General features: G+C 65.7%; 28 protein-coding genes. All 28 read right to left on the reverse strand.

Annotated features, from left to right (window positions below):
• Positions 1 to 101: 101 nt before the first annotated feature.
• Positions 102 to 596 carry a DNA repair protein RadC gene (radC, locus tag JYJ84_RS00860; RefSeq protein WP_009459650.1) on the reverse strand — a complete coding sequence of 165 codons (495 nt, stop codon included), beginning with the start codon at positions 594 to 596 and terminating at the stop codon, positions 102 to 104.
• A gap of 175 nt (positions 597 to 771) precedes the next feature.
• On the reverse strand, positions 772 to 1,536 hold the full coding sequence (locus tag JYJ84_RS00865; RefSeq protein WP_009459652.1) for a DsbA family protein: 765 nt from the start codon (positions 1,534 to 1,536) through the stop codon (positions 772 to 774).
• A 13-nt stretch (positions 1,537 to 1,549) separates the two neighbouring features.
• Positions 1,550 to 4,417, reverse strand: coding sequence for a conjugative transfer ATPase (locus JYJ84_RS00870; protein WP_019726341.1), 2,868 nt, complete (start codon positions 4,415 to 4,417; stop codon positions 1,550 to 1,552).
• Positions 4,417 to 4,857, reverse strand: a complete 441-nt coding sequence (locus JYJ84_RS00875; protein WP_009459662.1) for a TIGR03751 family conjugal transfer lipoprotein — start codon at positions 4,855 to 4,857, stop codon at positions 4,417 to 4,419. The genes JYJ84_RS00870 and JYJ84_RS00875 overlap by 1 nt, the downstream gene beginning before the upstream one ends.
• The gene (locus JYJ84_RS00880; RefSeq protein WP_009459664.1) at positions 4,838 to 6,256 is read right to left on the reverse strand and encodes a TIGR03752 family integrating conjugative element protein; all 1,419 of its coding nucleotides are present in this window, start codon (positions 6,254 to 6,256) and stop codon (positions 4,838 to 4,840) included. Before JYJ84_RS00880 ends, JYJ84_RS00875 begins: the two co-directional genes overlap by 20 nt.
• Complete coding sequence (locus JYJ84_RS00885) at positions 6,246 to 7,151, reverse strand: TIGR03749 family integrating conjugative element protein (protein WP_175221277.1); 906 nt, start codon at positions 7,149 to 7,151, stop codon at positions 6,246 to 6,248. The genes JYJ84_RS00880 and JYJ84_RS00885 overlap by 11 nt, the downstream gene beginning before the upstream one ends.
• Entirely contained in the window at positions 7,148 to 7,837 is a 690-nt protein-coding gene (locus JYJ84_RS00890; protein ID WP_009459666.1) for a PFL_4703 family integrating conjugative element protein, read from the reverse strand. The genes JYJ84_RS00885 and JYJ84_RS00890 overlap by 4 nt, the downstream gene beginning before the upstream one ends.
• On the reverse strand, positions 7,834 to 8,232 hold the full coding sequence (locus tag JYJ84_RS00895; protein WP_009459668.1) for a TIGR03750 family conjugal transfer protein: 399 nt from the start codon (positions 8,230 to 8,232) through the stop codon (positions 7,834 to 7,836). The genes JYJ84_RS00890 and JYJ84_RS00895 overlap by 4 nt, the downstream gene beginning before the upstream one ends.
• A gap of 11 nt (positions 8,233 to 8,243) precedes the next feature.
• Positions 8,244 to 8,603 (reverse strand): TIGR03745 family integrating conjugative element membrane protein, encoded by a 360-nt coding sequence (locus JYJ84_RS00900; RefSeq protein WP_009459670.1) that lies wholly within the window; start codon positions 8,601 to 8,603, stop codon positions 8,244 to 8,246.
• 16 nt (positions 8,604 to 8,619) lie between these two features.
• Positions 8,620 to 8,853, reverse strand: coding sequence for a TIGR03758 family integrating conjugative element protein (locus JYJ84_RS00905; RefSeq protein ID WP_009459672.1), 234 nt, complete (start codon positions 8,851 to 8,853; stop codon positions 8,620 to 8,622).
• Positions 8,850 to 9,233, reverse strand: coding sequence for an RAQPRD family integrative conjugative element protein (locus tag JYJ84_RS00910; RefSeq protein WP_009459674.1), 384 nt, complete (start codon positions 9,231 to 9,233; stop codon positions 8,850 to 8,852). The genes JYJ84_RS00905 and JYJ84_RS00910 overlap by 4 nt, the downstream gene beginning before the upstream one ends.
• 98 nt (positions 9,234 to 9,331) lie before the next feature.
• Positions 9,332 to 10,081 carry a TIGR03747 family integrating conjugative element membrane protein gene (locus JYJ84_RS00915; protein WP_009459676.1) on the reverse strand — a complete coding sequence of 250 codons (750 nt, stop codon included), beginning with the start codon at positions 10,079 to 10,081 and terminating at the stop codon, positions 9,332 to 9,334.
• Positions 10,078 to 12,267, reverse strand: coding sequence for a type IV conjugative transfer system coupling protein TraD (gene traD, locus JYJ84_RS00920; protein WP_009459677.1), 2,190 nt, complete (start codon positions 12,265 to 12,267; stop codon positions 10,078 to 10,080). The genes JYJ84_RS00915 and traD overlap by 4 nt, the downstream gene beginning before the upstream one ends.
• Before the next feature lie 4 nt (positions 12,268 to 12,271).
• Entirely contained in the window at positions 12,272 to 12,811 is a 540-nt protein-coding gene (locus JYJ84_RS00925; protein ID WP_009459678.1) for an integrating conjugative element protein, read from the reverse strand.
• Positions 12,808 to 13,413 (reverse strand): transglycosylase SLT domain-containing protein, encoded by a 606-nt coding sequence (locus JYJ84_RS00930; protein ID WP_009459679.1) that lies wholly within the window; start codon positions 13,411 to 13,413, stop codon positions 12,808 to 12,810. Before JYJ84_RS00930 ends, JYJ84_RS00925 begins: the two co-directional genes overlap by 4 nt.
• On the reverse strand, positions 13,395 to 14,120 hold the full coding sequence (locus JYJ84_RS00935; protein ID WP_009459680.1) for a TIGR03759 family integrating conjugative element protein: 726 nt from the start codon (positions 14,118 to 14,120) through the stop codon (positions 13,395 to 13,397). The genes JYJ84_RS00930 and JYJ84_RS00935 overlap by 19 nt, the downstream gene beginning before the upstream one ends.
• A 14-nt stretch (positions 14,121 to 14,134) precedes the next feature.
• Complete coding sequence (locus JYJ84_RS00940) at positions 14,135 to 14,776, reverse strand: hypothetical protein (protein ID WP_009459681.1); 642 nt, start codon at positions 14,774 to 14,776, stop codon at positions 14,135 to 14,137.
• Positions 14,773 to 15,372, reverse strand: coding sequence for a PilL N-terminal domain-containing protein (locus JYJ84_RS00945; RefSeq protein ID WP_009459682.1), 600 nt, complete (start codon positions 15,370 to 15,372; stop codon positions 14,773 to 14,775). The genes JYJ84_RS00940 and JYJ84_RS00945 overlap by 4 nt, the downstream gene beginning before the upstream one ends.
• 147 nt (positions 15,373 to 15,519) lie before the next feature.
• On the reverse strand, positions 15,520 to 15,726 hold the full coding sequence (locus JYJ84_RS00950) for a hypothetical protein (protein ID WP_009459683.1): 207 nt from the start codon (positions 15,724 to 15,726) through the stop codon (positions 15,520 to 15,522).
• 115 nt (positions 15,727 to 15,841) lie between these two features.
• Positions 15,842 to 18,121 (reverse strand): helicase-related protein, encoded by a 2,280-nt coding sequence (locus tag JYJ84_RS00955; protein ID WP_019726337.1) that lies wholly within the window; start codon positions 18,119 to 18,121, stop codon positions 15,842 to 15,844.
• A gap of 135 nt (positions 18,122 to 18,256) precedes the next feature.
• A complete protein-coding gene (locus JYJ84_RS00960) occupies positions 18,257 to 18,562 on the reverse strand; it encodes a hypothetical protein (protein WP_009459685.1) in 306 nt (101 codons plus the stop codon).
• Between the two features lie 90 nt (positions 18,563 to 18,652).
• A complete protein-coding gene (locus tag JYJ84_RS00965; RefSeq protein WP_009459687.1) occupies positions 18,653 to 18,973 on the reverse strand; it encodes a hypothetical protein in 321 nt (106 codons plus the stop codon).
• A 51-nt stretch (positions 18,974 to 19,024) separates the two neighbouring features.
• Positions 19,025 to 20,173, reverse strand: coding sequence for a DUF6094 domain-containing protein (locus tag JYJ84_RS00970; protein WP_219805742.1), 1,149 nt, complete (start codon positions 20,171 to 20,173; stop codon positions 19,025 to 19,027).
• A 25-nt stretch (positions 20,174 to 20,198) separates the two neighbouring features.
• On the reverse strand, positions 20,199 to 20,846 hold the full coding sequence (locus JYJ84_RS00975) for a hypothetical protein (RefSeq protein ID WP_019726336.1): 648 nt from the start codon (positions 20,844 to 20,846) through the stop codon (positions 20,199 to 20,201).
• Between the two features lie 76 nt (positions 20,847 to 20,922).
• The gene (locus tag JYJ84_RS00980; RefSeq protein WP_009459691.1) at positions 20,923 to 21,183 is read right to left on the reverse strand and encodes a hypothetical protein; all 261 of its coding nucleotides are present in this window, start codon (positions 21,181 to 21,183) and stop codon (positions 20,923 to 20,925) included.
• A 16-nt stretch (positions 21,184 to 21,199) separates the two neighbouring features.
• Positions 21,200 to 21,607, reverse strand: a complete 408-nt coding sequence (locus JYJ84_RS00985) for a hypothetical protein (protein ID WP_009459693.1) — start codon at positions 21,605 to 21,607, stop codon at positions 21,200 to 21,202.
• 102 nt (positions 21,608 to 21,709) lie between these two features.
• The gene (locus JYJ84_RS00990) at positions 21,710 to 22,033 is read right to left on the reverse strand and encodes a hypothetical protein (RefSeq protein WP_009459695.1); all 324 of its coding nucleotides are present in this window, start codon (positions 22,031 to 22,033) and stop codon (positions 21,710 to 21,712) included.
• Positions 22,034 to 22,127: 94 nt separating this feature from the next.
• A complete protein-coding gene (locus JYJ84_RS00995; protein WP_009459697.1) occupies positions 22,128 to 22,817 on the reverse strand; it encodes a DUF3275 family protein in 690 nt (229 codons plus the stop codon).
• Positions 22,818 to 22,824 lie beyond the last annotated feature (7 nt).

Raw genomic sequence — 22,824 nt, forward strand, 5'->3', positions numbered from 1 at the left:
CAAACAATGCGCATCGCGGGCTGCCCGCATACCTGCTTGTCCCGCGCCATAAAAAAACGGAGGCCGAAGCCTCCGCGGGGATCAATGAAGCAATGCGACCGTTACAGCAGGCCTGACTCCGCAAAGGAGAACGGGGAACCTTGGCCTACGATGATGTGATCCAGTACCCGTACATCGATGAGCGCCAGCGCGGCCTGCAGTTGCTGGGTCAGCACACGATCCGCGCTCGACGGCTCGGAGATGCCCGAGGGGTGCTGGTGCGCGAAGACCACCGCGGCGGCGTTCAACTCCAGCACACGCTGTACGACGACACGTGGATAAACAGAAGTCGAGTTGATCGTGCCCCTGAACAATGGCTCGTAGGCCAGCACCTGGTGCATGCTGTCCAGGAACACAGCGGCGAATATCTCGTTGGGTTCAGCGACCAGTTTCACGCGCAGATAGTCCCGCACAGCGGCCGGTCGGCTGAGGCACGGTCCAGCTTTGAAAACCCGCCTCTCCAGCAGCACGATGGCTTGCTGGATGATCCAGTCCTCGTGTTGGGCAGCGGTGACGGAAAGCGACTCCGGGCAGGAGTCGTTGACGACAAAAGACATGGCGAACCTCCAGACGGTGAGATCGGAGGGCGCGCGCCCTAGGAGGGCCAGCCCTCCTAGGGAACGAACAAGGTGCATCCATCACCGCGGCAGCGGCGATCGTTCGCGACCAGGATGCGAGGCGAACGGGTTGCGGTCAGCGCAGCGGACTGCGCCGTAGCCTTGAAGACCGGGGCTACCTGGGCATGTCGCCGACGACGTCGGCAGGCATTTCGGATGTGGGTGTGCCGGTCGGACCGTCAGCCGTCAGCATGTCCATGGCAGACAACAAGGCGTCGCCCTCGATTGGTCCCTGCAGCAGGATGGCCTGGCCCGTCTCGCGATCAAGCAGACGCAGTGACGGTGTGGCGGTAACGCCGCTCTTGGTGGCTTCCGCGGCCTGGGCGCGGATAGCGGCACTGGACCTTTCGCTTGACATGCACTGCTCGATGGCTGGCGTCGATTCGGGGTAGCGCAAGCCATCCGGCAAGCCCAGGCCGTCGCTGCGCGTGTGGGCATAGACCCATTCGACCGCCTGCCAGAACGCGGCATGCCCGCCAGCTTCGGCTGCGCATTCGGCCAGACGTGCCTCGGCCGACGCGGCCGGCTCGTGCGCGGCTAGCGGCTGGTGGTGCCATTGCAGCGCCACGTCGGCGTTGGTGCCCACCCACCGTTTGAGCTGCGGAAAATATTCCCGGCAGAACGGGCACTCCAGGTCGGCATAGAGCGTCAGCGTGAAACGGCCTTTGGGGTTGCCCATTAGCCAGGGCGGCCCGGCCACCGGTGCCATGCTGACCGGCGTGGGCGGCTGCGGCGGGGATTCGCCGGGCGACCTCGGCACAAGCCAGATCAGCAGCAGCGCGACCAGCACAGCAACCAATGCCCAGGGCCAGCGGGGCCGCCCGTTGCGGCGGCGGAACGCCTGGACCTGCATCGGAATGGAAGGACGTTTCTGTTCCATGGCGTTCTCCGTCTTACGACAGTTCCAAGGCCGGCGACTCGATGCCGCGCGCCTGGTCGATCTTCTCGGCCACCTTGAAGGCCGCTTCCAGTTCGGTGCAGCCGTAGTGCTGCATGAGCTGGTAGCGCTCGGCCTTCTCTTCGGGTTCGGTCTGCGCCAACGCCAAGTACAGGCTGGGCGGCACGGCACGGAACAGCACTTCCATGCTCTTGGAAAGGATGACGCCCTCGGTGAACTTGCCCGCTTCTTTGCGCGCCGAGAGCATCAGCGCTTTCTGCGCGGGCGAGAGTTCGCGGAAGCGTGCAATCTTCTCGACCTCATCGGGCGGCATCGACAGGCAGATCCACCACTCAATCATGTTGAGCATGGGCTCCGCGGCACGCGGCAGATCGTCGATATTTTGTGTAGCCAGCCAGAACCAGGCCCCTAGCTTGCGCCACATTTTTGTAATTTTTACAACGTAGGGCGCGAGCAGCGGGTTCTTCGTGATGATGTGGCCTTCGTCGGTCACATTGATGATCGGACGGCCCAGGTACTGGTCGCGCTCGGCGATGTTGTTCACCGTGCTGATCAGGCTGATGTAGGCGATGGAGAGCTGCGCGTTGTAGCCCTCCCGGGCATAGGTCGCGAGATCCACCAGCGTGATGTCGGCCTCGGGCCACGGCGTGCCATCGCGATCGAACATCTCGCCGTCCGTGCCTTGGCAGAACATGTCCATCGCGTCCGCCATCTCCAGCAGCCGCACGCGCCGCATCTCGGGCAGCGTCGGGTCCTGGCCGCGCGTGCGCAGCGCGTTGCGCACGTCGCGCGTGAGCACCGTGCGTTTCTCGGCCACGCAGTGTTCGGCGGCATCGAGGATGCACTGGCGGATCAGCGAGCGATCGGCCCGCGTCATCCGGGCTTCTTCCTTGTCCTCGCCGCCTGTGATCATCAGCCGTGCCGTGATCTCCAGTTCACCCAGCACGTCGCGCTGCTCGTCCTCCTCCATGACCGAGGAATCGGCTGGCAATTCTTCATCCAGTGCATCGGCATCAAGCGTCTGCACGTTGCTGGGCGTTTCGATCAGCCGGCGAGCGTCGGCGAACGGCGCCAGGCTGATGCCTGAGCCAGGAGCCAGCTTGACCCGGTTTACGGTCAGACCCAGGCGCTTGGCGAAGTCGCTGAACAAGCCGAAGCTGTTGCCGGCTTCCACGATGAACAGCCGCGGCCGGTAGATGGCCGTGACCTGATTCAAGAGGTTGTTGAGCGTTGCGCTCTTGCCCGAGCCGGTGGGGCCGAATAGGAACAGATGGGCGTTCATCTGCCTGTCCAAGCGGTTCAGCGGATCAAACGTGATCGGCCCGCCACCGCGGTTGAAGAACGTGTTGCCCGGATGGCCCGTACCCTGGCTGCGTCCCCACGCCGGCGAGAGATTCGCCACATGCTGGGCGAACATCAGTTGGGTGAACCAGTTCCGCCGATCCTGCGCAGGGTTGTAGCAGCACGGTAGCCAGCGCAGGTAGCTGTTGAGCGGCGCAACTTCATCGTCCTCGCGCACGGGCTGCAACCCCGCGTTGAGCATCACGTTGGCGAGGTCCAGGCCGCGCCTGTCAAGCTCGGCTTCGTCGCGCCCGCGCAGATAGAAGGCCAGCGTGCCGCGGTAGAGCTTGTGCGCGCTGCCGATGAGCGAGCGCGCCTCCTGCACATCCTTGAGCGTCTGCTCCGATGCCAGTGTTTCGCCGACAGCCTTCTTCGCCAGGTGATTCAGGTGCGATTCGAGGATGTCCTGGGGCGTCGCCACCATGGTCAGACACATCGTGGTGTCTTCGGGCATCTGATCGAAAAGCGTGTTGATCGCATCGCCCTTGCGGGTTTCGCCAGTCAGGTGTCCCGTACCGGGCGGCATGCGTAGTCGGTCGGTGACCAGCACACGGTGCGGCATGCCGTCGAAGTACCAGGTACCGTGCCCGGCATCGGAGCGAGGCTGACCGAAGAACAGCCGTTGGCTGAAATCCCGACCACTCGCCAGCTCGATCTCGCCTTCCTCCACCTCGTCGGGATAGCGGGCCAGCGCATAGAAGCGCTCTCGATTCTCAGCGCTTGGCCCGAGCATCGTTGGGCGTGGGTTGAACCACCGCAGCAACCAGTCGTGAACATCGGCCGCGACCATGCGCCGGGCCTGGATGCCGGCGTTCGCCAGGCCGCCGCAAAGGCGATCGCAGACGATGTTCAGCATTTGCTCGGGTGTCTGGCCACGGCGGTTCGCCTGGCCGGTGGCCCGGCGATAGACCACCATGCGCACGCGCCGCGTCTGGCCGCGCCAGCGCAACCGCGTGACCACCGTGTCCTCGAACAGGCCGCCGGGCTTGGCCACCGCGCGCAGGTGGTGGCCGAAGAAGCGAAGATAGAACTCGGTGAAGGCTGTGCCGCGAGCGCGCGGCTGCACGTAGTTGCGCAGGGTCTGCATGTACTGGTCGAAGCTGGGTTCGTCCTGGGCGTAGAGCTGGAGCACCCAGGGGTTCTCGTCCAGCTCATCGAACGAATCCTGGAGCGCGTTTTCGAGCGCATCGCGGGCATGCGCGAGCCAGCCAGGCTCCCGACCTTCGGTGCCCAGCGGGACCAGCTCGTAGAAGGCTGCGACCGATTGCCCGTCCTCCAGCAGCATGGACTTCGACGGCGGCAGGAACTCCACCCACGGCAGCAGCTCCGCGAACGACTGCGCGACGTCGTACAGCGCCTGCTCGTCCGCCACGGTCGCCGGCTTGCGGCCCTGGATCGTCGCTCCGGGTTCGGCGATGCCGGCTTGGCGCAACGCCTCGACGTGGCGCTGCCAGCCGTCCGGCTGCTCGTCATTGCCACCATCGGATGCAGCCAGCTTCGGCCAAGGGAGTTTCCAGCGCATCAGTAGTCCTCCACGCGCTCGCCCGGCATGGCGTACTGCACGCGCTGGTACAGGGGGAAGACTGTCGTGTAGCCCGGAACAGGCACGGGGTCGGTACCCGCCAGGTGCGGGTACACATACATGACAAGATCGGGGTTCGGGAGGCGGTGGAACTGGCGATAGACCTCGTTTCGCGCCGTGCGCGTGTAGCGCATCTGTTCGGCGGGCGCGGCCTCCACGTCGGCCTCGGTCAGCGGCCGGCGCAGGCTCTGGCGTGCATCGAGCAATTGCCTGCGCGCCACCTGGCCGGCGCCACCGCTGCCGTCGCCGGCGTTCTGCTGCCAGATGTCCATCATCGTGCTGTCGCCGTGCGGGAGCAGCTTTTCCTTGCTGGTGGCACAGCCGCCGAGCACCGCGACGGCGAGGGCCAGCGCCAGGCCCTTATTCAAGTTCGAGAGCATGGCTTTCTCCTGCGCGGTGATCGACCTTGCGGCCTTCGGGATCGAAGTCGATGGCAAGCGGCTTTTCGAGGTGGACGGCGACCTTCGCGCCGGGCTGGACATAGACGGCGGCGAAGGCCTGGCCGTATAGCTTGTTCACCCAGTCGGCCATGTCGCGCACGCCACCGGCCAGGATGCGGCCCACGGCTTCATTGCCCGAGATGCCGACGCTCCCGATGGAGCCGTCGGCGCCGACGTAGGACATCTGGCCGCTGTCGCTGTCGATCAGCGAAGCGACGCCGGCACCGGCGGCGGTAATCAGGGCTTGCGAGCCGAGGTACTGCTGGGCGTTGCTGCGCCGCTCCCCGCTGACGCAGGGAATGCCGTATGGGTCGCTGATCCAGCCCAGGCCGTCTCGCTGCTGGTTGTTCTGCTGGTTGCCGTCGCGGTCTTCGGGGATGGTGCGGATCGTGCCGTCGTGGAAGACGAAGGTGATGCTGCGCACCTGGCCGCGCACGCACGAGAGCGTCCAATCTCCCGATGCGGTGCCGCTGAACACGGCACCGGCCACGTCGGGAATGTCGATGCCATTGGCGGTCAGGTTGTCCGGTCCGACCAACACCTTGAAGGGGTATGGATCGTTAACGGTTCCGTCGATCGGCACGCGGCCGATCAGCGCCGTCATCGCCACCGACCCCATCAGCGTCGAATTGGTCGGTACGGTATAGACCGCCTTGGCGCTCTTGACGCCTGCTGCGCGTGCGCCCGCGTTCGCCACGGTTTCCGCCGTGGTTTCCAACGTGCTCTGCGCGGGGCCGAAGCTCGTCGGGAAGCTCATGCCGCTACCCGTGCCACGACTGCTGTTCCGCCCCTCGGCCTTCCTCGCATCGTCGGGTTCGACCCATCGCACGCCGCCTTCCATGCCGGCCTCGTCGCCGTCGCGCAGCCCCAGACCCACCGGCAGGTCGGCATGGCCGCCGCCACGTCCGCCGATACTGTCCAGACGCCGCTGCAGGTCGGCAAGCAACCCTTCGGTCTGCTGGCGCGCGCTGGCTGCCTGCTCTTGGTCGCGACGCAGGTTGGTACGCTCGGAGTCGAGGGCCGAATTGATGCGCTGATCAATGGAGTTCTCGCGCTGGCGCAGTCGCTGGTTTTCTTCGCGCTGGGATTTGTTGTCCGAGAGCGCGGTCTGAAGCTCGGTGCGCAACTGCTTCACTTGGGCAACGAGCGTCGCCACGGTGTCGCGCGGGGTATCGCCCTCGATGCCCAACGCCTTCATTTCCGCTGGCGTGAGCTTGGCACCGGCATCCGCGGCCGGTGGCGCCGAACTGCTGCCACCCGAGAACAGCCGGATGGCAACGAACAGCACCAGCAAGGCAACCGGGACCATCAGCCACTTCAGGAGTCCATTACTGCGCATGGCGGGCCTCCTTGCGGTCTTCCGGTTGCGGGAGATGCACGGCCGGGTCGAAGCGGTTGATCGCCGGTAGCAGCGATTGCGCCAGGCCGCGCCCGCGCGTCACCAGGTACAGGACGGTCGTGTCCTCGGGCGTGCCACGCGGGCCAAGTGCCTCGTGTTGGAAGGTGGCGGTGAGGAAATCGCCTTGCAGGATGCGCGGATCGAGAGTGATCCAGCCGCTGCTGTTGTTGGTCAGTCGCACGGCAGTGACCCACTGGTCTTCCAGACGCCACGACGCGAGCGCGACCGCGCGCACGGGCAGCGTCGGCATCAGCGTGCCGAGGTCGAGGTCACGACGCAGGTTCACCCGCATGACGCCGGGCAACGGCTCCACAGTGCGCAGCGGAGCGTAGAGGTTCTGCGCGGCGAAGCGCGTCAGGACAACCGGCACCGGGGTCTCGCGTCGCGCCGCCCGCGCACCTGCCTGGTCCTGGGCGCGCGCCGGAGCTTCGTTGTCATCGCCGGGCTGATCGCCATAGCGCGCCGGGGTGCTGTTGCCCTCGACGATGCGCACTGGTTCCAGCTCGGCTTCGCCGTCCTTGGCTGGCTTCGCCGCAATGTCCAGCAGGATCAGCGCGCCCGTGTCGGCGTCCTGCAATTGCAGCCGCGTGGGCTCGATCGGCTCGCTGGCGCGCAGGTACACCGCGCCGCCCGCGCTCTGCACCCGTAGGCGCTCGCCGACGCCCGAGGGTACGCCCACGCGGACGTTGCGGTCGATGAACACGATACGCTCCTGGCCGACCTTCAGCGGCACCGCCAACGGCATACGTTCCCAGCGCAGGATCTCCACCGCCTGGACAGCAGGAGCCGCGGCCACGGCCAACAGCCCCAGCAGCGTGAGTACAGGATGCTTCATGGGGTTTCTCCTTGGGGCGCTTGCGGAGACAGGCCACCAGACGCCGGGCGCGTCGGCTCCGGCGTGCTGATGCGCTGGGGCGCGCCCTCATAGCAGTCGAGCGCCAGGCCGAACGGGTTGCGGGCAGGATCGACGTCCACCCGCGTGACCTTCACGGGATAGCGCACCAGAGCGCGCTTGACTTGCTCGGCGCCGTAGTACTCGTCGGCGGTGATGTCCAGCGTCACTACCCAGTCGCGGTCGGAAACCACGCGCACGCGGGCCGTGGGGTCGTCGCCGTAGCCGCGGCCGGGGATTTCGTAGATGCCGCGCACGCGCTGGCGCAACTCGCCCGTGCTGCGGCGGTAGTCGTAGTCCGCGCGCAGGAAGGCCTGGCAGGATGGGGTGAGGTACGGCGAGAGCGTGTGGAGGTTGCGCGCGTAGTCCTCTTCGCCATTCGTCGGCCAGCGGTTGAGCGTCTGGAACACGTAGAACGTGAACGCATAGACCGATTCGGGCGGCACTTCCCACCACTTCCTGGTACTGCCGGAGCGCAGGTCAGGCGGAACGTGGATGGTCAGATCGCGGGGAGCGCTCCACCAGCCGCCACCCATGACCAGGGCGACGATGATCAGGGCGCCAGCACCCAGGCGAAGCGTCTTGATGTGCGCCTGCAGGTGGGTGATCTCGTTCTTGAAGCGGCTCATCGTGCGCTCCTTCGGGTGGTCCAGAAGCCGGAGCGCGAGATCAGCACATGGCCGCCTACCCAGCCCGCCATCAGCGGATGGCGTGTGGCAATGCGCCATTGCAGTTGCCGATACAGCCAGGTGTCGGGACGCCCGCGCTTGAGGCGGCGAAGAATGCCGCCGCCGATGAACACGCCGAAGGCCACGCCCAGGACGACGAACGTGGGTGCTAGCGCGATCGTGCGGAACACCCACGACAGCGGTGCGCCGACCAGCAGACCGGCGGCGCCGGACAGGCCGCAGCAGATCCACAACTCGTCGGCGGTGAGACCGCGCACCACAACGGGATGTCGATTGAGCCGGTGCGGAAGGAACGTGACCGTCCCGTCCGCACGGACGTGCTGCTGCTCGGACATACCGGCCTCGCTTACAGGATGCCGGTGGCTTCGGTGAGCAGCCAGATGCCGATCACGAGCAAGACGGCGCCGATGGCGACCGTGAGGCCGAACTGGCCCCACGTCTTGCGGCCTGTGTGGATTTCCGCGTAGGTCCCGTAGGCGTGGTAGCACACGCCGATGAACATGGACGCCACCACCAGCAGAGCCACGAGCATGATGATGTCGTAGCCGTAGTTGCGGATCGTTTCCATGATGCCGTTGCCTGTGCCGCGGGTCGGGTTCTCCAACTGCGGCAGACCCTGCGCGAACGACAGGGCGGGCAGCGCTGCGGTGCCCAGGGCCACGGTGGCGCGCTGGGCAAGACGGGAAGTGAGGATGCAGTTTTGCATGGTCATGCCTTTCAGGTCAGGAGAGGAGGAAGAAAGTCAGGACGAGGTACATCGCGACGAATCGGATGCAGACGCCGAGGAACTGGCGCTGGTTGAGGCGGCTTTCGGACCACCCCACGTAGGCCGTTCGCATGGCCCAGACGCCCCAGACGAGCAGGACCGCGAACACGACGCCGACCAGGACGGTCGCCATCGCTGAAGGCGCGATGCCGCTGTTGGCTTGAAATGCCGAGACCTGGGCGCCGTTCATGGCTTGCCCTCCGTGGTCGTCGGCGGTGATGGCGGGACGACCCGCTCCGTGCGGTAGTCGCCGATCAGTTCGGAGGCGTCGCGCGGCTGGGCGCGCGACGGTGTGAGATGGGCCTGGATGCCGGCGCGCACGCGCGCCAGGTCAGCCAGCAGCCTCGGGTAATCGAAGTGGTAGCGCTCGCCCGGCTGGATGGGGGCATGCGTAGCGCTGTCGGCGACGGTGCGCTCCAGCGCGTCGAGCTGGCGCAGCGCTGCGACCAACTCCTGACGCTGCGCCGGGGACTCGGCCAACGCCATCGAGGACTGACCCAGTACAAGGGCCGTCACGAGAAAAGTGGGCACGCCGCGATGCGCGGCGCGCAGCCAGATCGGAGCCAACATCGCGCCATTCCTGTGTGATCAGCAATGGCTAGATCGTGGAGATCGGGGCTGTTTCAGGCCGCAAACAATAGGAACCTGCAGATGACCGGATTGATCTGCTAGAGGTACTTCTTGAAGCTGCCCGCAGTCAGGCTCACGGCCAGTCCCAGCAAGGCGGCGCTCGGCAACAGGATCAGCAATGGATGCACCGAGATCGGCAGCGCCAGGTACGTGATCCACGGCAGCACGGCCAGCGGCATGAGGCTGGCTTTTGCACGGTGGTAGATGAACCCGGATTCGCGGCCCGCGCCGAACCTGCGCACGTCGCGTCGCACCAGACCGTCAATCAGACCGACGAAGGCGGCCGTGAAGATCAGTGGCAGCGTGAGCACCAGGACCAGCAGGCGCACTAGGAAGGTCAGCGTCGTGAAGGCTGCGGCGATGAGGTAGCTCTCGGCCCAGACATAGACTTGGCTGATGTAGTAGCGGAAGTTGCGCGCCTGCTCGTGGCTGGGCGCGCGGACGCGCTCGGCGGTCTGGCTCATGCGCGCCAGCAGCCCCGAGCGAACGAACACCCATTCGTAGCCTGTATCCACCAACTCGTGCGCCGTGCGCCCTGGCTCCTGCACGACCACGCTGCGCGTGAAGTGGCTGGACAGGTGCCCAAGCTCGTACTGCAACATCTGCTGGGAATGGCGCCAGCCCTGATCCTTCCAGAACAGGTGCATGCCGACGCACTCCACCACGATCGAGAACAGCAGCGAGCCAATCAATACCCCGAGCAGGCGAAATGGCAAGGTGATGGTGCCGACGATCAGACCCTGGCGCTGGTTCTGCTCCCGCTGCGCGGTCGAGGCGGCGTCCTTCATGGCGCGGCCTCGTCGGTACTGTGGTCGGTGTCGGTGGCCACCGCAGCAGGCTCGGCTGGAGCAGCATCGTCCAGCAGGTCATCGGGCAAGGCCGCATCCTGCAAGGCAGGGGAGCTGGTGAAATCCCACCACTGCGTGGCCTCGCTGTAGCTCTGGCGCATGTATCCGGCCAGTTGCTGCAGATCCGCCGGCATCACTTCATCCGGGTCTGGTGTCGGCAGCGGCATGCGAACCTTCCAAAGCTGGCCGCCTTGCAGCAGCGCGAAGCACTGGCCTTTTGGCAGGCCGACTACGTGCGATGGCTCGATCATCGGCACGCTGGACATGCTGATGCGGTCCTGGGTGTTCGACGTGAAATCCGTCGCGCCACGGATGTCCGAGCTATCGGTCGCCCCGGAGACGATGGTGGTGGTATAGACCTCGACCTTCGGCAACTGCCGCGTCAGCAGTTCGGCGGTGGCCGTCTCGCGCACGCGCAGCATGAACAGGTTGTTGAAGTTGCCGATCACCTGGCCAGCTTTCGCGCGGTTGCCGATGCGGGCCTCGATATCCGAGAGGGTCTGTGTGTACGCCGTGACCTGTAGCCCGGCACCGCCGCCCTTGTTGATCAGGGGCACGAATTCGTCACCCATGAGTTCATTGAATTCGTCCGCATGGACATTGATCGGCACGCGCGTGCCAGCGGATGCGCCCGGCAGGCCATCGTCGATCCCGTGCTTGTAGATATGGCCCGCGACCGAAACCAGGTCGGAGAACATGGAGTTGCCGACCGCTGCGGCAACCTCGGCGTCGGACAGCGCGTCCAGTCCCACATAGACGATGGCGCGCTTCCTGATGACTTGCATCCAATCGAAGATCGGGCGCGGGTCGGTCAGGTCGGAGTAATTCGGGGCCAGGAGCTGGGCGATCTTGCCGCTGGTGAGCTTTTCCAGCAGCGGCAGCAACGATGCGACGATCTTGTCGAAGTAGGTCTTGTCGTACCGAACTGCCGAGCGCAAGCCGTCGAGCACCGGGTCGTAGTTGCGCGCCTGGGAAAGGTACTGCTCCAGCGCGACCACGCGCTTCTCGCGCCCGATCATGTTGCGCGGGATGTTCTTCTCGTTGAGCTTGGCCTCGATCTGGACGATCACCTCCCAGGCCTTGGGCTCGGTCTTGGCGAAGTAGTGCTGGGCGTACTCGATAAACAGTGCGTCGATGTTGATGACGTGCCGCTGGATCAGCATGTAGTCCGGGCGCTGCCCCAGTTCCACCAAAGCGCGGGCAATGATGTTGACGAAGCGCCACGCGAACTCCCGGAAGGCCGCGCTGTTGCCTTCACCGGAGAGTTGCCCTGCGATACGGGTGGCGACTTCCGAGATGCGACCGAAGCGTCCTACCGCGTTGTAGCGGGCGCTGATTTCCGGCCAACCGAGGTGGAAGATGTAGAACTCGCCTTCACGGCCTGCGCGCTGGGCTTCGACGTACATCCGCTTCAGGAGATCCGCGTCGCCCTTGGGATCGATAACGATCACGACCTCGTGCTCGCCGGCAGCGTTCTTGCGACGGATGTCCTGAGTCACAAACAGCTCGGCCAGCCGCGTCTTGCCCACGCGCGTCGTGCCCAGCACCAGCGAATGTCCGACGCGCTCACCCAGCGGCAGGCTGACGTCCACCTCGTCGGGTTCGATGCCATGCAGCCGCGGCAGGCCACCTACAGGTGGCAGCGGGCGCACAGGGTTGAACGGAACGTCCCAGCCCGTGAGAGCGGAGAGCCGGGACAGCGGGAACGGCGCAAACTCCAGCCGTTCCTCCAGCCGACGCGCCAGGCGATAGGCCGGTGTCGGCTCCGCGTAGCGGCGAAACTCCGGCCGGTATGTCTGCATGAGCCTATGGGTGTGCTTCTGCTCCCACAGGAATCCGCGCCCGATGAAAAGCCGCTGCTGGCTGACGGGCACATCCTTGCTCGTCATCACGTAACGCGGCAGGCGGCGGATGTTGCGCCTATAACGCAGGATGACGCGAGCGTCGCGGTAGCGGATCGCGCCGTAGGCGCCGAACGCCAGGGCGCTGCCGACGCCCATGGCCGGACTCAGCGCGAGCGACCACGGGGCCACCAGGGACAGAAACGCGGCGCCTGCACACGCTGCGACGGTGTATAGCTCCACCGCTGGGCGTAGCAGAACCTCGACCGGCTGTTTCCCCGACATGGCTTCATTGCTCGATGCCGGTGGCCGTGATCAGCGCCGGGTAATGCCGCAGGCCTAGGCGATCGGCCAGGTCGTCTCCGGCTACGGGCGCGAGCGGCACGCCCGGCACCAGGGCACGCAGCCCTGCCAGGCCCTGCGCGGTCTCGACATTGACCACTAGGCCGACCGCGCCGCGTTCGCGCAAAGCAACGCCGCGGCGCTGCAACCAGGCCCGGGAGGCGTCGTCGTCGCCGATGACCACGAACGGCCGCAGGCCGGGCGCTTCGATCACGCGCCGAGCGACGGTGCCAGGCGTGAGTTTGGTGCTGCGCACCGGCAGCATCGCTGCCTCGTCCGCGGGTGTGGCGGGAACCTGTGGCGTCGGAATGGGCGGCCGGGCCGGGACATCGGCGCGCGGCTGGAGGTTGAGGGCCTCGTAGTACGGCAGCGCCGACGTGCCACCGCGATCTTCGACCACGATCAGCGGATCGCCGGCACGCGATGCCAGCGGCAGACCCGCCAGCAGCACAAGCAGGCCCCGCAGGGCCAGATGGGATTTCGTCATGGGGAAGTCTCCTGGCGCGTGGCGAGCACCGCGGCGTTTGGGCGTGCGCCCTGCACACGCGCGAGATGGCGCGACACGCTGCGCCGGTAGCGGGCGGCGGGCTCGCCGCCCGCAGGACGGTGGTAGCGGCCGATCGCCAACAGCCAGTCTTCGCCGGACGTGTGCTGCTCCTTCAGGATCTCAGCGGCGATGGCGAGGTTGCGATAGGGGTCCAGCAGGTCGCACGCGCTGGTGAAGCGGTGCTTGTGGTAACCGAGGTTGATCTGGCCCAGGCCTGCATCGATGCGCGTGTGGGGCGTGGCGCGCATTGCCTGTTGCAAGCCCGAGCAGGCGTCGGCGCGCGTGGCGAAGCGGCGCGACTGGCCGGCGACATTGAGGGACCACGGCCACGGGACGATGCGCCCGTTGCGCCGAACACCGCTCTCCTGCAAGGCCACGGCGAAGAGCACGGTCGAGGGGATGCCCGCCCGCTGTGCGGCGAGTTGGTAGGCCGGTGGTGGAACCTCCTGGGCATGGACGGCGCAGGCGCACAGGCCGGTAGCAAGCACCAGTGCGCGCAGGAGCTGCGAGACGGAGGTGGCCGCTACGGCTGACGCTGCCATTGGCCGTTCACCTCGCGCACAGCCGCGGGCAAGTCACCGGGCAGGCCCAGCGACAGCCAGCGGCCGCCGTCGTGGTTGAGGGTAATGCTGCCGCTGCGCACGCGCGCCGGGTCGATCTGCGCGCGCTTGGCCCAGTCGCGGATGCGTGCATCGTCCTGGCGGCTGCCCACCATATACAGGTCGAACTCGGCACCCGAGGATTGCAGGCGCTGCACGAGCTGCCCACAGGCCGCGCAGCCGTCCTTGACGAACACCGCCATTCGGCCGCTGCCGCGCGCGGTGCCGGCGCCCGGCCCGTCGTCGGGCAGGTTCACGCGCTGCATGCCGGGGTTCAGGCGCTGCCAGGCTTCGTCGTAGGCGCGTTGGTAGGCGAGCAACTTCTCGACGCGGCGTGCTTCGATTTGCACCTGCAGCTCTGCATAGCGCCGCCGTTCTTCGTCGGTCCGTGCCTCGATGCCTAGGGCAGACAGCGGGTCCAGGTTGGGCGAGTAGATTCCCAGCGGCCCATCCATCAGCTCGCGGTAACGCACCCATTCCTGGGGTTGGAGGCCCCAGTTGCTTGCTACTCGGTCGTCCAGGACGCGGGCGGCCAGCGGGCGCTCCTGGCTCTGCGCATTGCGAGCGGGAGCCGTGGCTGACTGCTGCGCCCACGCGGGCCACTGGACTGAAGCCAGTAGGAGTGCGGAAAGGATGATCGACGGCTTCATGTGGTGTGCTCCGATCAGGGAATCGCCACGCGACGGGTCTGGTCGCCGGCTTGGAACACCGCGGCGCTGCCATCGATTGCCTGCAAGCGCCATGGGCCGACCGCATCACCGGGCAGCAGCACCTGAAGCTGGTCGGGCGTGAAGTCCCCACTGCTCGGCGCGACGGACACGCTGCGCTGGCCGGCGCGCAGTTCGGCGCCGACGATGCGGAACGGCAATGGCGGCGGTTCAGACTTGGCGGCGGGCTTGCTCGATGTGCGCGGCTGGACGGGGGCTGCTGCACGCGCGGCGGTCTGGCGCGTCTTGATCTGCTCGATCTCCGCGCGCAGCGCCTGAAGGTCGTCGGCGGCTGCGTAGCCGCTCAGTGTTTTCTCAACCTGGGAAGCGCGTGCTTCCAGGATTTGGCGGGTGTCTTTGAGGTCCGCCGCCGTTGCGACGGCCGGACGCTGCTGGATGGTCTCGATGGCCTCGGCCAGGGCCACCGCCTGCGCTTCGAGGCGTTGCAGACGGGAATCGAGCCGTTCCTGGTCGGCCTGGTCGCTCATCGCCTGGTAGCCGAGGGCCACGATGACGCTTAGACCGAGCAGCCAGAGCCAGAGCATGCTTTGCACCACCACGGCGGCGGTCGGGCGACGCGAAGATTGCGGAGCGTTCACGGCTGGCCTCCTGGAGTGGAAGGCATCAGCGGGAAGGTCTGCACCGCATCGGCGGCGGTCGGTTCGGGCATGGGTTCGGCGGCCACGCTGTCGCCGGGCCGCTCGAAGCAAATCTGTCGTGCGCGGTCATCCGCGTGCAGTTCCCAGGCCGGACCAGCCAGGGTGAGCAGCGCATCGCGCAAGGTCATGGGACCGAGATGCAGGTGCGCCGCCGGGAGCGGCAGCTCATACAGCTCGATCACGGCATGCGCCGTTTGGCACAGGCTGTAGCCGCTGCGCTTGAGCACATGCCGCAGCCCATCGCCGACCGTGGCGCGGGCATCCTCGGGCATCGACACGTCGATGGTCTGCAACAGCAGGTCGCGCTGCGCCGCTGTAGGGGCCAGTTCGACCAGCGTGTAGCGGGCGTAGCGCACGACCGGGATGTACTCGGGCGCTTCGGGTTCGGGCGCGGCCGAGACTTCCTCGATGGTGTCGGGCGCGACCGGCGCAGTCGTCGTCGCGCAGCCACCGGCCAGCACCGACCAAAGCAGGCCGAAAAATCCCGCCAGCAGGCGGCGTTCGGGATGGTGAAACCAGGGTGGAGAGGGGCACATAGCTCGGCGTCCTGAAACATCGAGCCCTCACCATCGCCGCTCGGGCTACGAGCGGCAGCAAACAATGCGAACCAGACAGCGCCCGATTTGCCGGCAGCGCCTTCACCAAAGAAAGGCCCCAAGTTGGGGCCTGTGAAAATGGGTCTCTTATTTCTCGTCGTCGATGCCCATGCGCTCACGCATTTCGGCGAGGAACGCCTCGGGGGCCATCAGACCATAGCGTGCCAGGCGCACAGGGATGTCCTCCGCATCGAGGTTCCCATCTTCGATGCGCTGCCGCAGGAAATCCGCAATCTCGGCTTCCAGCTTCCGTTGGGTGTCGATGGCTTCGGACGGTTGGGTGTTGGTATTCATGGAAATCTCCTTGGGATGAAAAAAGCGCAGCCACGTCCACGGAGAACGTGGGCGTGGCTGCAAGGTGGGAACAACAGAAATGCCGGCGGCGCTAGGCCGGCTTGTGGCGTGGGAATCAGGCGGCGACCAGTTGCCGGGCCAGTGCGACCTCGACGGAATCACCATCCTGGTTCAGGACATCCAGCCCCGATTCGGGTACATCGCCCGAGGTGGACTGCGAGACCATGATCTTCTTGGCCATCAGTTCGAGGCATGTCATCTGCGAGGAACCGGCGTAGCCGAGATAGATCACGCGCACGGGGTGCTTCTGCCCGATGCGCCAGGAGCGGCGGGCCGCCTGCTGGAGCGAGTACACGTTGTAGCCCGACTGCATGAACACGATTGTCGGGAAATCCAACAGGTCCAATCCCGTCTTGACCAACTCGGGGTTGGTGATGAGCACGTCGATGCCACGATCCAGTTGCTCGGCAATCCAGTCCTCGCGGCGGCTTGCATCCACGCTCGCGCGCAGCACCGCCACCTTGAAACCTTCCTGCTCCAGCAGTACCTTCAGGCGCGACGTGGTGTCGCGCGTGCCGGTATAGACCGTGTAGGCGAGGACCTTGCGGCCCTGCGCCTTCTCCTGTTTGCAGATATCGATCAGCTCACGCTCCTTGGGGCTGATCTCGAACTCGTTGAACTGAGCCGGGACGAACGCCAAGGTGTTGCGCGTGCGCGGATGCACCACGGTTTCCGACCGGAAGCAGCAATCCGGCCAGGCCAGCAGCACGTTGAGGACCACACCCAGCAGAGTCGTATCGCGTCGCGCCAGAGCCTGTTTCAGCTCCGCGGTCAGCCGGCCCGCCAGATCGCGGTAGGCCGCGGCTTGCGCCGTGTCCATCGCGACTTCGCGGAACTCTTCGTCATACGGCGGCAGGACGTTGCCGCCGATGTCCTTGAGCTTGAGGAAGATCGTGAACGGCAGGATGCAGCGCAAGACGCCCTTGGGGCCGAAGCCCGGGGCTTTGACCGTGCGCACCGATACCTTGGTGCCCTTGGCCGTCTTGTGCGCCGTGCCGGCGCTCTCGGAGTAGATGTCCTTCAAGACCCCGTGATCGCGCATGAACGCCATCGCGGCCGAGGTCATGCTGCCGCTCGTGGTCGGGCGGTAGCCGTCTTCGATCATCCGCCCGGGAAGGGCTCGGAACAGCAGGTAGAACAGGTCGTCCCCGTAGCCGCCCATCAACGTGCCGGTCAGCAGCAAGGTTTTGCGAGCCTTCGCCGCCAGCACGCCCATGGCTTGGCCCTGGGCACTGCCGCCGTTCTTGTACTCGTGTGCCTCGTCGGCGATGAGCAGGTCGAACGTGCCTTGCGGCAGGTATCTCTTGATGAACTCGGACGGCTGATAGCCGCCCTCGCCAAACCCGAACTCCATGTTGGCCATCGCGCGTTCCATGCGCGTGGCCTGACGGTCGGAGAACACCAGTTCGCCGTTGCCGTCCATGAGGTTGATGAACTCATGGATGTTGTCGCCGAGCATCGAGGCCAGGAAGCCGTCGCCGAACTTCTGCATCAGCTTCTGCGCGGTGACTTCCCCGATGGTCGGGATGCGCTTCAAGGCTTTGAGGACGGCCGAGGACTGATCGCTGCCGGACAGGCTTCTCGGGCGGATCAGCGTCCACAGGGGGGCGGCGCAGTGGCTGCACTTCCTGCGGGATTCCTCGGCTTCGAGTTCGACCGGGTTGACCGGCTCGCCGTCGAGATCGGTGATGACCGTGCCGCAGTCCGGGCACGCTGCCACGTTGCCGTGGCGGGTACGCCGCTGAGTGAAGACAGGCTTCCAGTGGAACCCCATCCGCATCCTGACGCGCCCCAGGACAAAGAACTCCTGGCCCGTGGGCTGCACGCCCAACTGCTCGCGTAGCTTGATGAGCTTGACCAAGGTATCGGGGCCGTTGAGCACCCACACCTTGGCGCCTGCTACCGTCTCCTGGATCTCGCGCCGCCACTTGTAAACAAGGTGCGGCGGCGAAAGAACCAAGGTGCGGCGGTAGCCTTCGGCGTTGAGCACGGCGGCCGTGGCGATGCCGACGGTCGTCTTGCCGCAGCCCATTTCGCCATTGACGATCGCGGCATGTTCGCCACGGTCAATCAGCAGCTCGGCGGCGGCATGGACGACTTCGGCCTGGGCCTGGAACAGCTTGCGCTTGAGGCTGGCGACGATGAGCTGGCGATGTGCCTGCGGTTGGCCGGTATAGACCGGCGGATTAGCGCTGTTGAGGGCGTCGAGCAGTTCGTCGCCGAACTCGCCGACGAAATCCTGAAGGCTCAGGGTCAGAGGGGAAGATTCCGCATCGAGCAGTTCGCCCTGTACGGGCGCGGCTTCAGCGGCATTGGTTTCGAGATCGAGGGACATGGTGATGCTCCAAAGAAAATGGGGCATGCACCACCCCCAGTGGGGCAGTGGCATGCCCCGTGGTGGGAAGTAAATCGGCGCGTGGCCGAAGGTGGTTGAAGGTGCTGGCCTGGATGGCCAGCGGGTGAACCGTGCTCAGTCCTCGGACGGCAGAACGATGACGGTGGCGCGGCGCTCCGCGTCGGTAACGATGCGAATGGCCAGCCCCGGGTGGATCACGTAGTGCGATGCCAGCGAAGCACCTGATTGAAGCGCGGTGCTGTTGGCCTGCCATTGCTGGACGTTGACGTCGCCCCAGTCACCACGGGTGTGGCGCCTGAAGTACGGGATCGGGTCGAGGCGACCCGAGCGGACCAGGCGGTCAATGCCTTTGCTGAAGATAAGCGCCCCGATGGGGAACGCCAGCCTCTGGCAGTAGGTTTCGATGCGATGTGATGCCATGGGCTCCTCCTTGAAAGGTTATTGAGCCACGACACCCCTGGCGGAGTGAAGTGGCTCCGTCAGGTGGATGAGAATGACGATGTGGGGCCGTCAAATCAGATCTTGCTCCTCGGATAGCTGGACCACCGTGGTTTCATGGTCCTCGCTGGTCTTGACGATCAGTGCCAGGTCCGGCGTGATCCTGAACTGCGAGATCATTAGGTTGTCCTGTTGGATTGCGACGTTGTTGGCTTGGCGGGTGGCCTCGTCGATCTCGCCCCAGTCACCGCGCACGTGGCGCTGGACATAGGCCAAGGGGTCGATCAGGCCTTTGCGTGCCAACCAATGCACCTTCTCGCTCAACTTCAGCGTACCCGGTGCGAACAACGGTTGCTTCTGCGGCGCGGGCCGCTTGAACGGGTTTGCGAACATGGTGTTTCTCCTTCGATGTGGGAATAGCAGGACGGCAGCGCGTCCGGTGAGTCAGCGGATGGTCAACACCTCGCCCCGTGTCGCGGAGCCAGGCGTCATGTCCCACGCGCGGATGACGGGCACAAACTTGTCGGTGAGGATGCGGGTCTCGGCGATCGAGCCGTCTTCGCGTTCGGTGAATTCACGCTGGAGCGTCTTGTCCTTGTGGGTGTCACCTTTGACGACGAGCACGCGCCCGGTCTTGGAGCGCACAACCCCCGAGATCGCGCCCGCGGCCAGAGCCAGGGCGAGATGCCAGTGGGACAAAGCCCGCGCCGGTGGACGCAGCGACTGCTGCGCGGCCCCCAGGTGCGTGTCCAGCGACGGCCAGAGGCCTTGCAGCCTGCCAACCTCGTCGGCGAACTGCTCGGGCTCCATCGTCACGCGGAAGAAATGCTCCGGCTCGGCCGGACTGGCGGGGACGATGTACGGCAGGAACGGCCAATCGCTCGGCAGCTCCTCGGCTTCGACTTCGCCAAGCCCAACCTGCAGCAGCAGATTGCGCACGGCCTTGACGCCATCGGGAGCCTGTTCACGCTGTCGCACCCTTCGGCCGAAGATCACCACCTGCTTGAATTGCGTTTCCACCGCTCGGTAGATGCGCAGGTCCGTGTAGTGGCGTGTCAGCCAACCGACCAACTCCGCGTCGAGCACGTAGCCGGGGACGATGAAGACCAGCACGCCGCCGTACTGCAACAGCGACAGCGAACGCTGATAGAACAGCTTTTCGAGGCGGGCACGGCCCTGGCCTTGGTAGCCGATGTTGCCGTTGACGTCCTTGGACAGGTCGCCATACGGCGGGTTGAGCCAGAGCAACCCGAAGGATTGCTTGGAGACCATCGTGTCCATCAGGTCCGCGTGCAGGCAGTGATCGACCAGGCCGCGGGCATGACGTGCCCGCTCCGGGTCGAACTCGACGGCGAACGCCTTGGCCTGCTCGCGCCCGAGGGCATGGGCGGCTTCGGCGATCGCCACGCCTTCGCCGGCGCAGGGATCGAGGATGCACATCGGCCCGTCGCTGGGCATCAGTGCGTTGAGGGCTCTTTCGAGCGTGGGTTCGTCGGTCGGGTAGTAACCGTTCTTGGCGAAATTGCGGGCAAGCCGCGGGAACATGAGGGCCATGGAAGTCTCCTGGTTGGCGGGGAGGAATGGCGGAAGCACGCCAAGGCGTGCCTCCGCAGGTGGGTCAAGCCGCTACCGCTTCCGGCGTCCAAATCTTGGCCGGATACGGATAGGCGGTGAGTACGTCACTTCGGATCAGGGAACCCAGCGCCAGGGTCAGCGCCGGCACGTCGATGGCGAGCCGATGGCCTTCCAACGGCCCGAGGGCGAACGGAAGGCGGGCCAGCATCTCGCGGGTTTGCAGCAGTTCCAGCACGGTCTCGCGCCAGTGGTCGAGCAGCGGCAACGGGCAGGTGTCCCGCACCAGCATCCACAGGCGGTCAAGCCGGTGGGAGCTGTCGCGTGGCAGCAATGCCAGCGCGCTGGCGTTGGCCTTGTCGGGCTTCACGCAACGCCGGTCGAACAGCCACACGTTGGACAGCGAACCGAACAGCGTTCGCCGGTAGGCGCGGGTCATGCGCTTTTCCAGGCGATCGACGTTGCCGACGAACACCGGGACGCTGCCGCCCTGGTCGGTGATGACGTGGAACTGGTCCAGTCCTTGCTCGTCGCGCCCGAGGGTCAGGCGAGCGAGGAACTGCTGGACGGCGGTGTCGCGCGCCCAGATGGACAGGAAGATCAGGTTGCCCTGGTCATCGCCGACGCAGGCGTCGGCCATCACGTCCGGGCATTCGTCGATGCGGTACAGCGTGGAAGAAGTGTTTGCGGGCATGGTGGTGTCCTCGGATGAACGGGAACAGCACCGCCCGCCGGGGCAAGTACTGCCCCAGGGGGTGGAAGAAAATCGCTCAGTCCGGCTCGAACTGCCGGGTGTGCGGGTTGAAGTGAAGCGCCTCGTCCACCGCGGTGATCGGCGTGAAGCCGTCCAGGTAGATGTTGTTGAGGTACTGGTCGCGGTAGGTCAGCGCCTGCCGCGCCTGTTCCTCGGTAAGGCCGTTGCTGATGAAGTACTCCTGCATTTCCTCGTCGGAAGACACTTCGTCGTTGGACAAACTGCCTTCAACGAGTTTCAACAGTGAGGCGGGGAGCGCAGCCAGGATCGGGTCCATGTCGGTTCCTCCTGACTCAGGCCAACAGCGCCGCGGCGGGTGCCGTGGATGCCGTGGGGGTGCGCCGCCGCGCGTGGTAGGCGCGAACGCCTGCACGCCAGTCGGCGGACTGCTCCGGCGTCATGTCGAGGTAGCTCAACGGGCACGAGTAGTAGTACGGGTGCATGGACTCGTCCAAGGGCTTGTAGCCCCATTGGCTGCCGCTGCGCTCCAGAAGATCGCAGCGGATGTAGCGCAGGGACTGGCCCGGTGCGAGATCACGATGCACGCCTTCGGCCCTGGCCGTCACTTCCGCGACGGACCAGAGGACGTTGCCGCGCAGCGTGTGGGCGATGACCTTCACGCTGGCGCGCTCGGTCTCCTGCGGTGCGATCAGTTCCGCGATCAGTTCAGACCGCGATTGGGGAGAGAAATACCAGCCCATGAGAGGCCTCCTGAAGAATGTAGAGCCAGAGGCCTCCCCGTGGGGAAGAACCCCCAGCGGGTGATGGAATGCCGCGTGTGCGGCGATGGAATGCAGTGCGGGCTAGGAACCGCAACCGGCCGGGCAGCAACCCAGCGTGATCCCATGCGAACAGCAGCCGTTTTCAGCGAGCCAGTCCTGGGTTTCCTGCCGTTCGGCGGGTGTTGCGTAGTCCCATTCCTGGGTCGCGATTTCCAGCGCATGAACGCGCTGGCTTTCCGGCAATCGACTGGCTTGCGCGTCGATCTCCGAGCTGAAAAGCGTGACCCAGTGATCCCAGGACAGGCCGCAACCACGTTGGGCATGCTCGGCGGCCGTCTTGCAAACGGCGCGCCACGCGGTTTCGTCCAGCGCGGAACGGGGTGTATCGCAAGTGATGATGGACATGATGGAGACCTCCAGAAGAAAGCCGAGGCCACCCCCGCATGGGGAAGGAACCCCGGCGGGTGGATGAAGAACACCGCGGATGCGGTGTCTGCAATCACGCAGGTTGCAGTTCGGCCTGGCGGCTCCACTCCTGCGTCTTGAAGTCCAGCGCGTAGCCCAGTTCGCCCAGGCGGGCGATCTGCGCGCGCAGGGTGCGGCGGTCGATGGTCGAATCCAGCTTCACAGACTCGCCCAGCGGCCACAACAGGCCGAACAGCGCGGCGTCGCCATCCTCGGTGCTGCCGGGGGCAGCAGCCGCAGCAGGCGGCGCGTCCACGCCGAAGGGCGTGGTATCGACCAGCGGGTCCGCGGACGTCTGCACGGGTGCAGGTTTGGCGGACCTGGATGCCTTGGCGGGCTTGGCCGGCGTTGTCGCAGGCTGTGTCCCTTGCTCTTCATCGAGCGGATCGACTTCCTGCGGAGCAAAGCTATGTGCTTCGGCCTTGCTCAGCTTGTCGATGCCGAAAAGTGTCATACCGTCCAGGTTGGCGCGCATCTCGAAACGCATGCTGCCGTCGCTGATCGGATAGCCTTTGAGGAAGATGTAGCGAAGAACGAATTCCCCTTGGTACTTGCCCTCGGGGTATTGCTCCAACTCCGCGTCTTTAATCGTGAACTTGCCGAGTTGGCATTCGAGCTTGCCAACGTTGAACTTTCCGTTGCGGCCGTGAATGGTGCGCAGCGCGAGCTGGCCCGGGACGATGATGGGCGTGGCCGATTTCTCGGGTGCCGATGTGACTGCCATGATGCTT

It is taken from the genome of Burkholderia sp. LMG 13014, assembly GCF_905232215.1.
Taxonomy (GTDB): domain Bacteria; phylum Pseudomonadota; class Gammaproteobacteria; order Burkholderiales; family Burkholderiaceae; genus Burkholderia.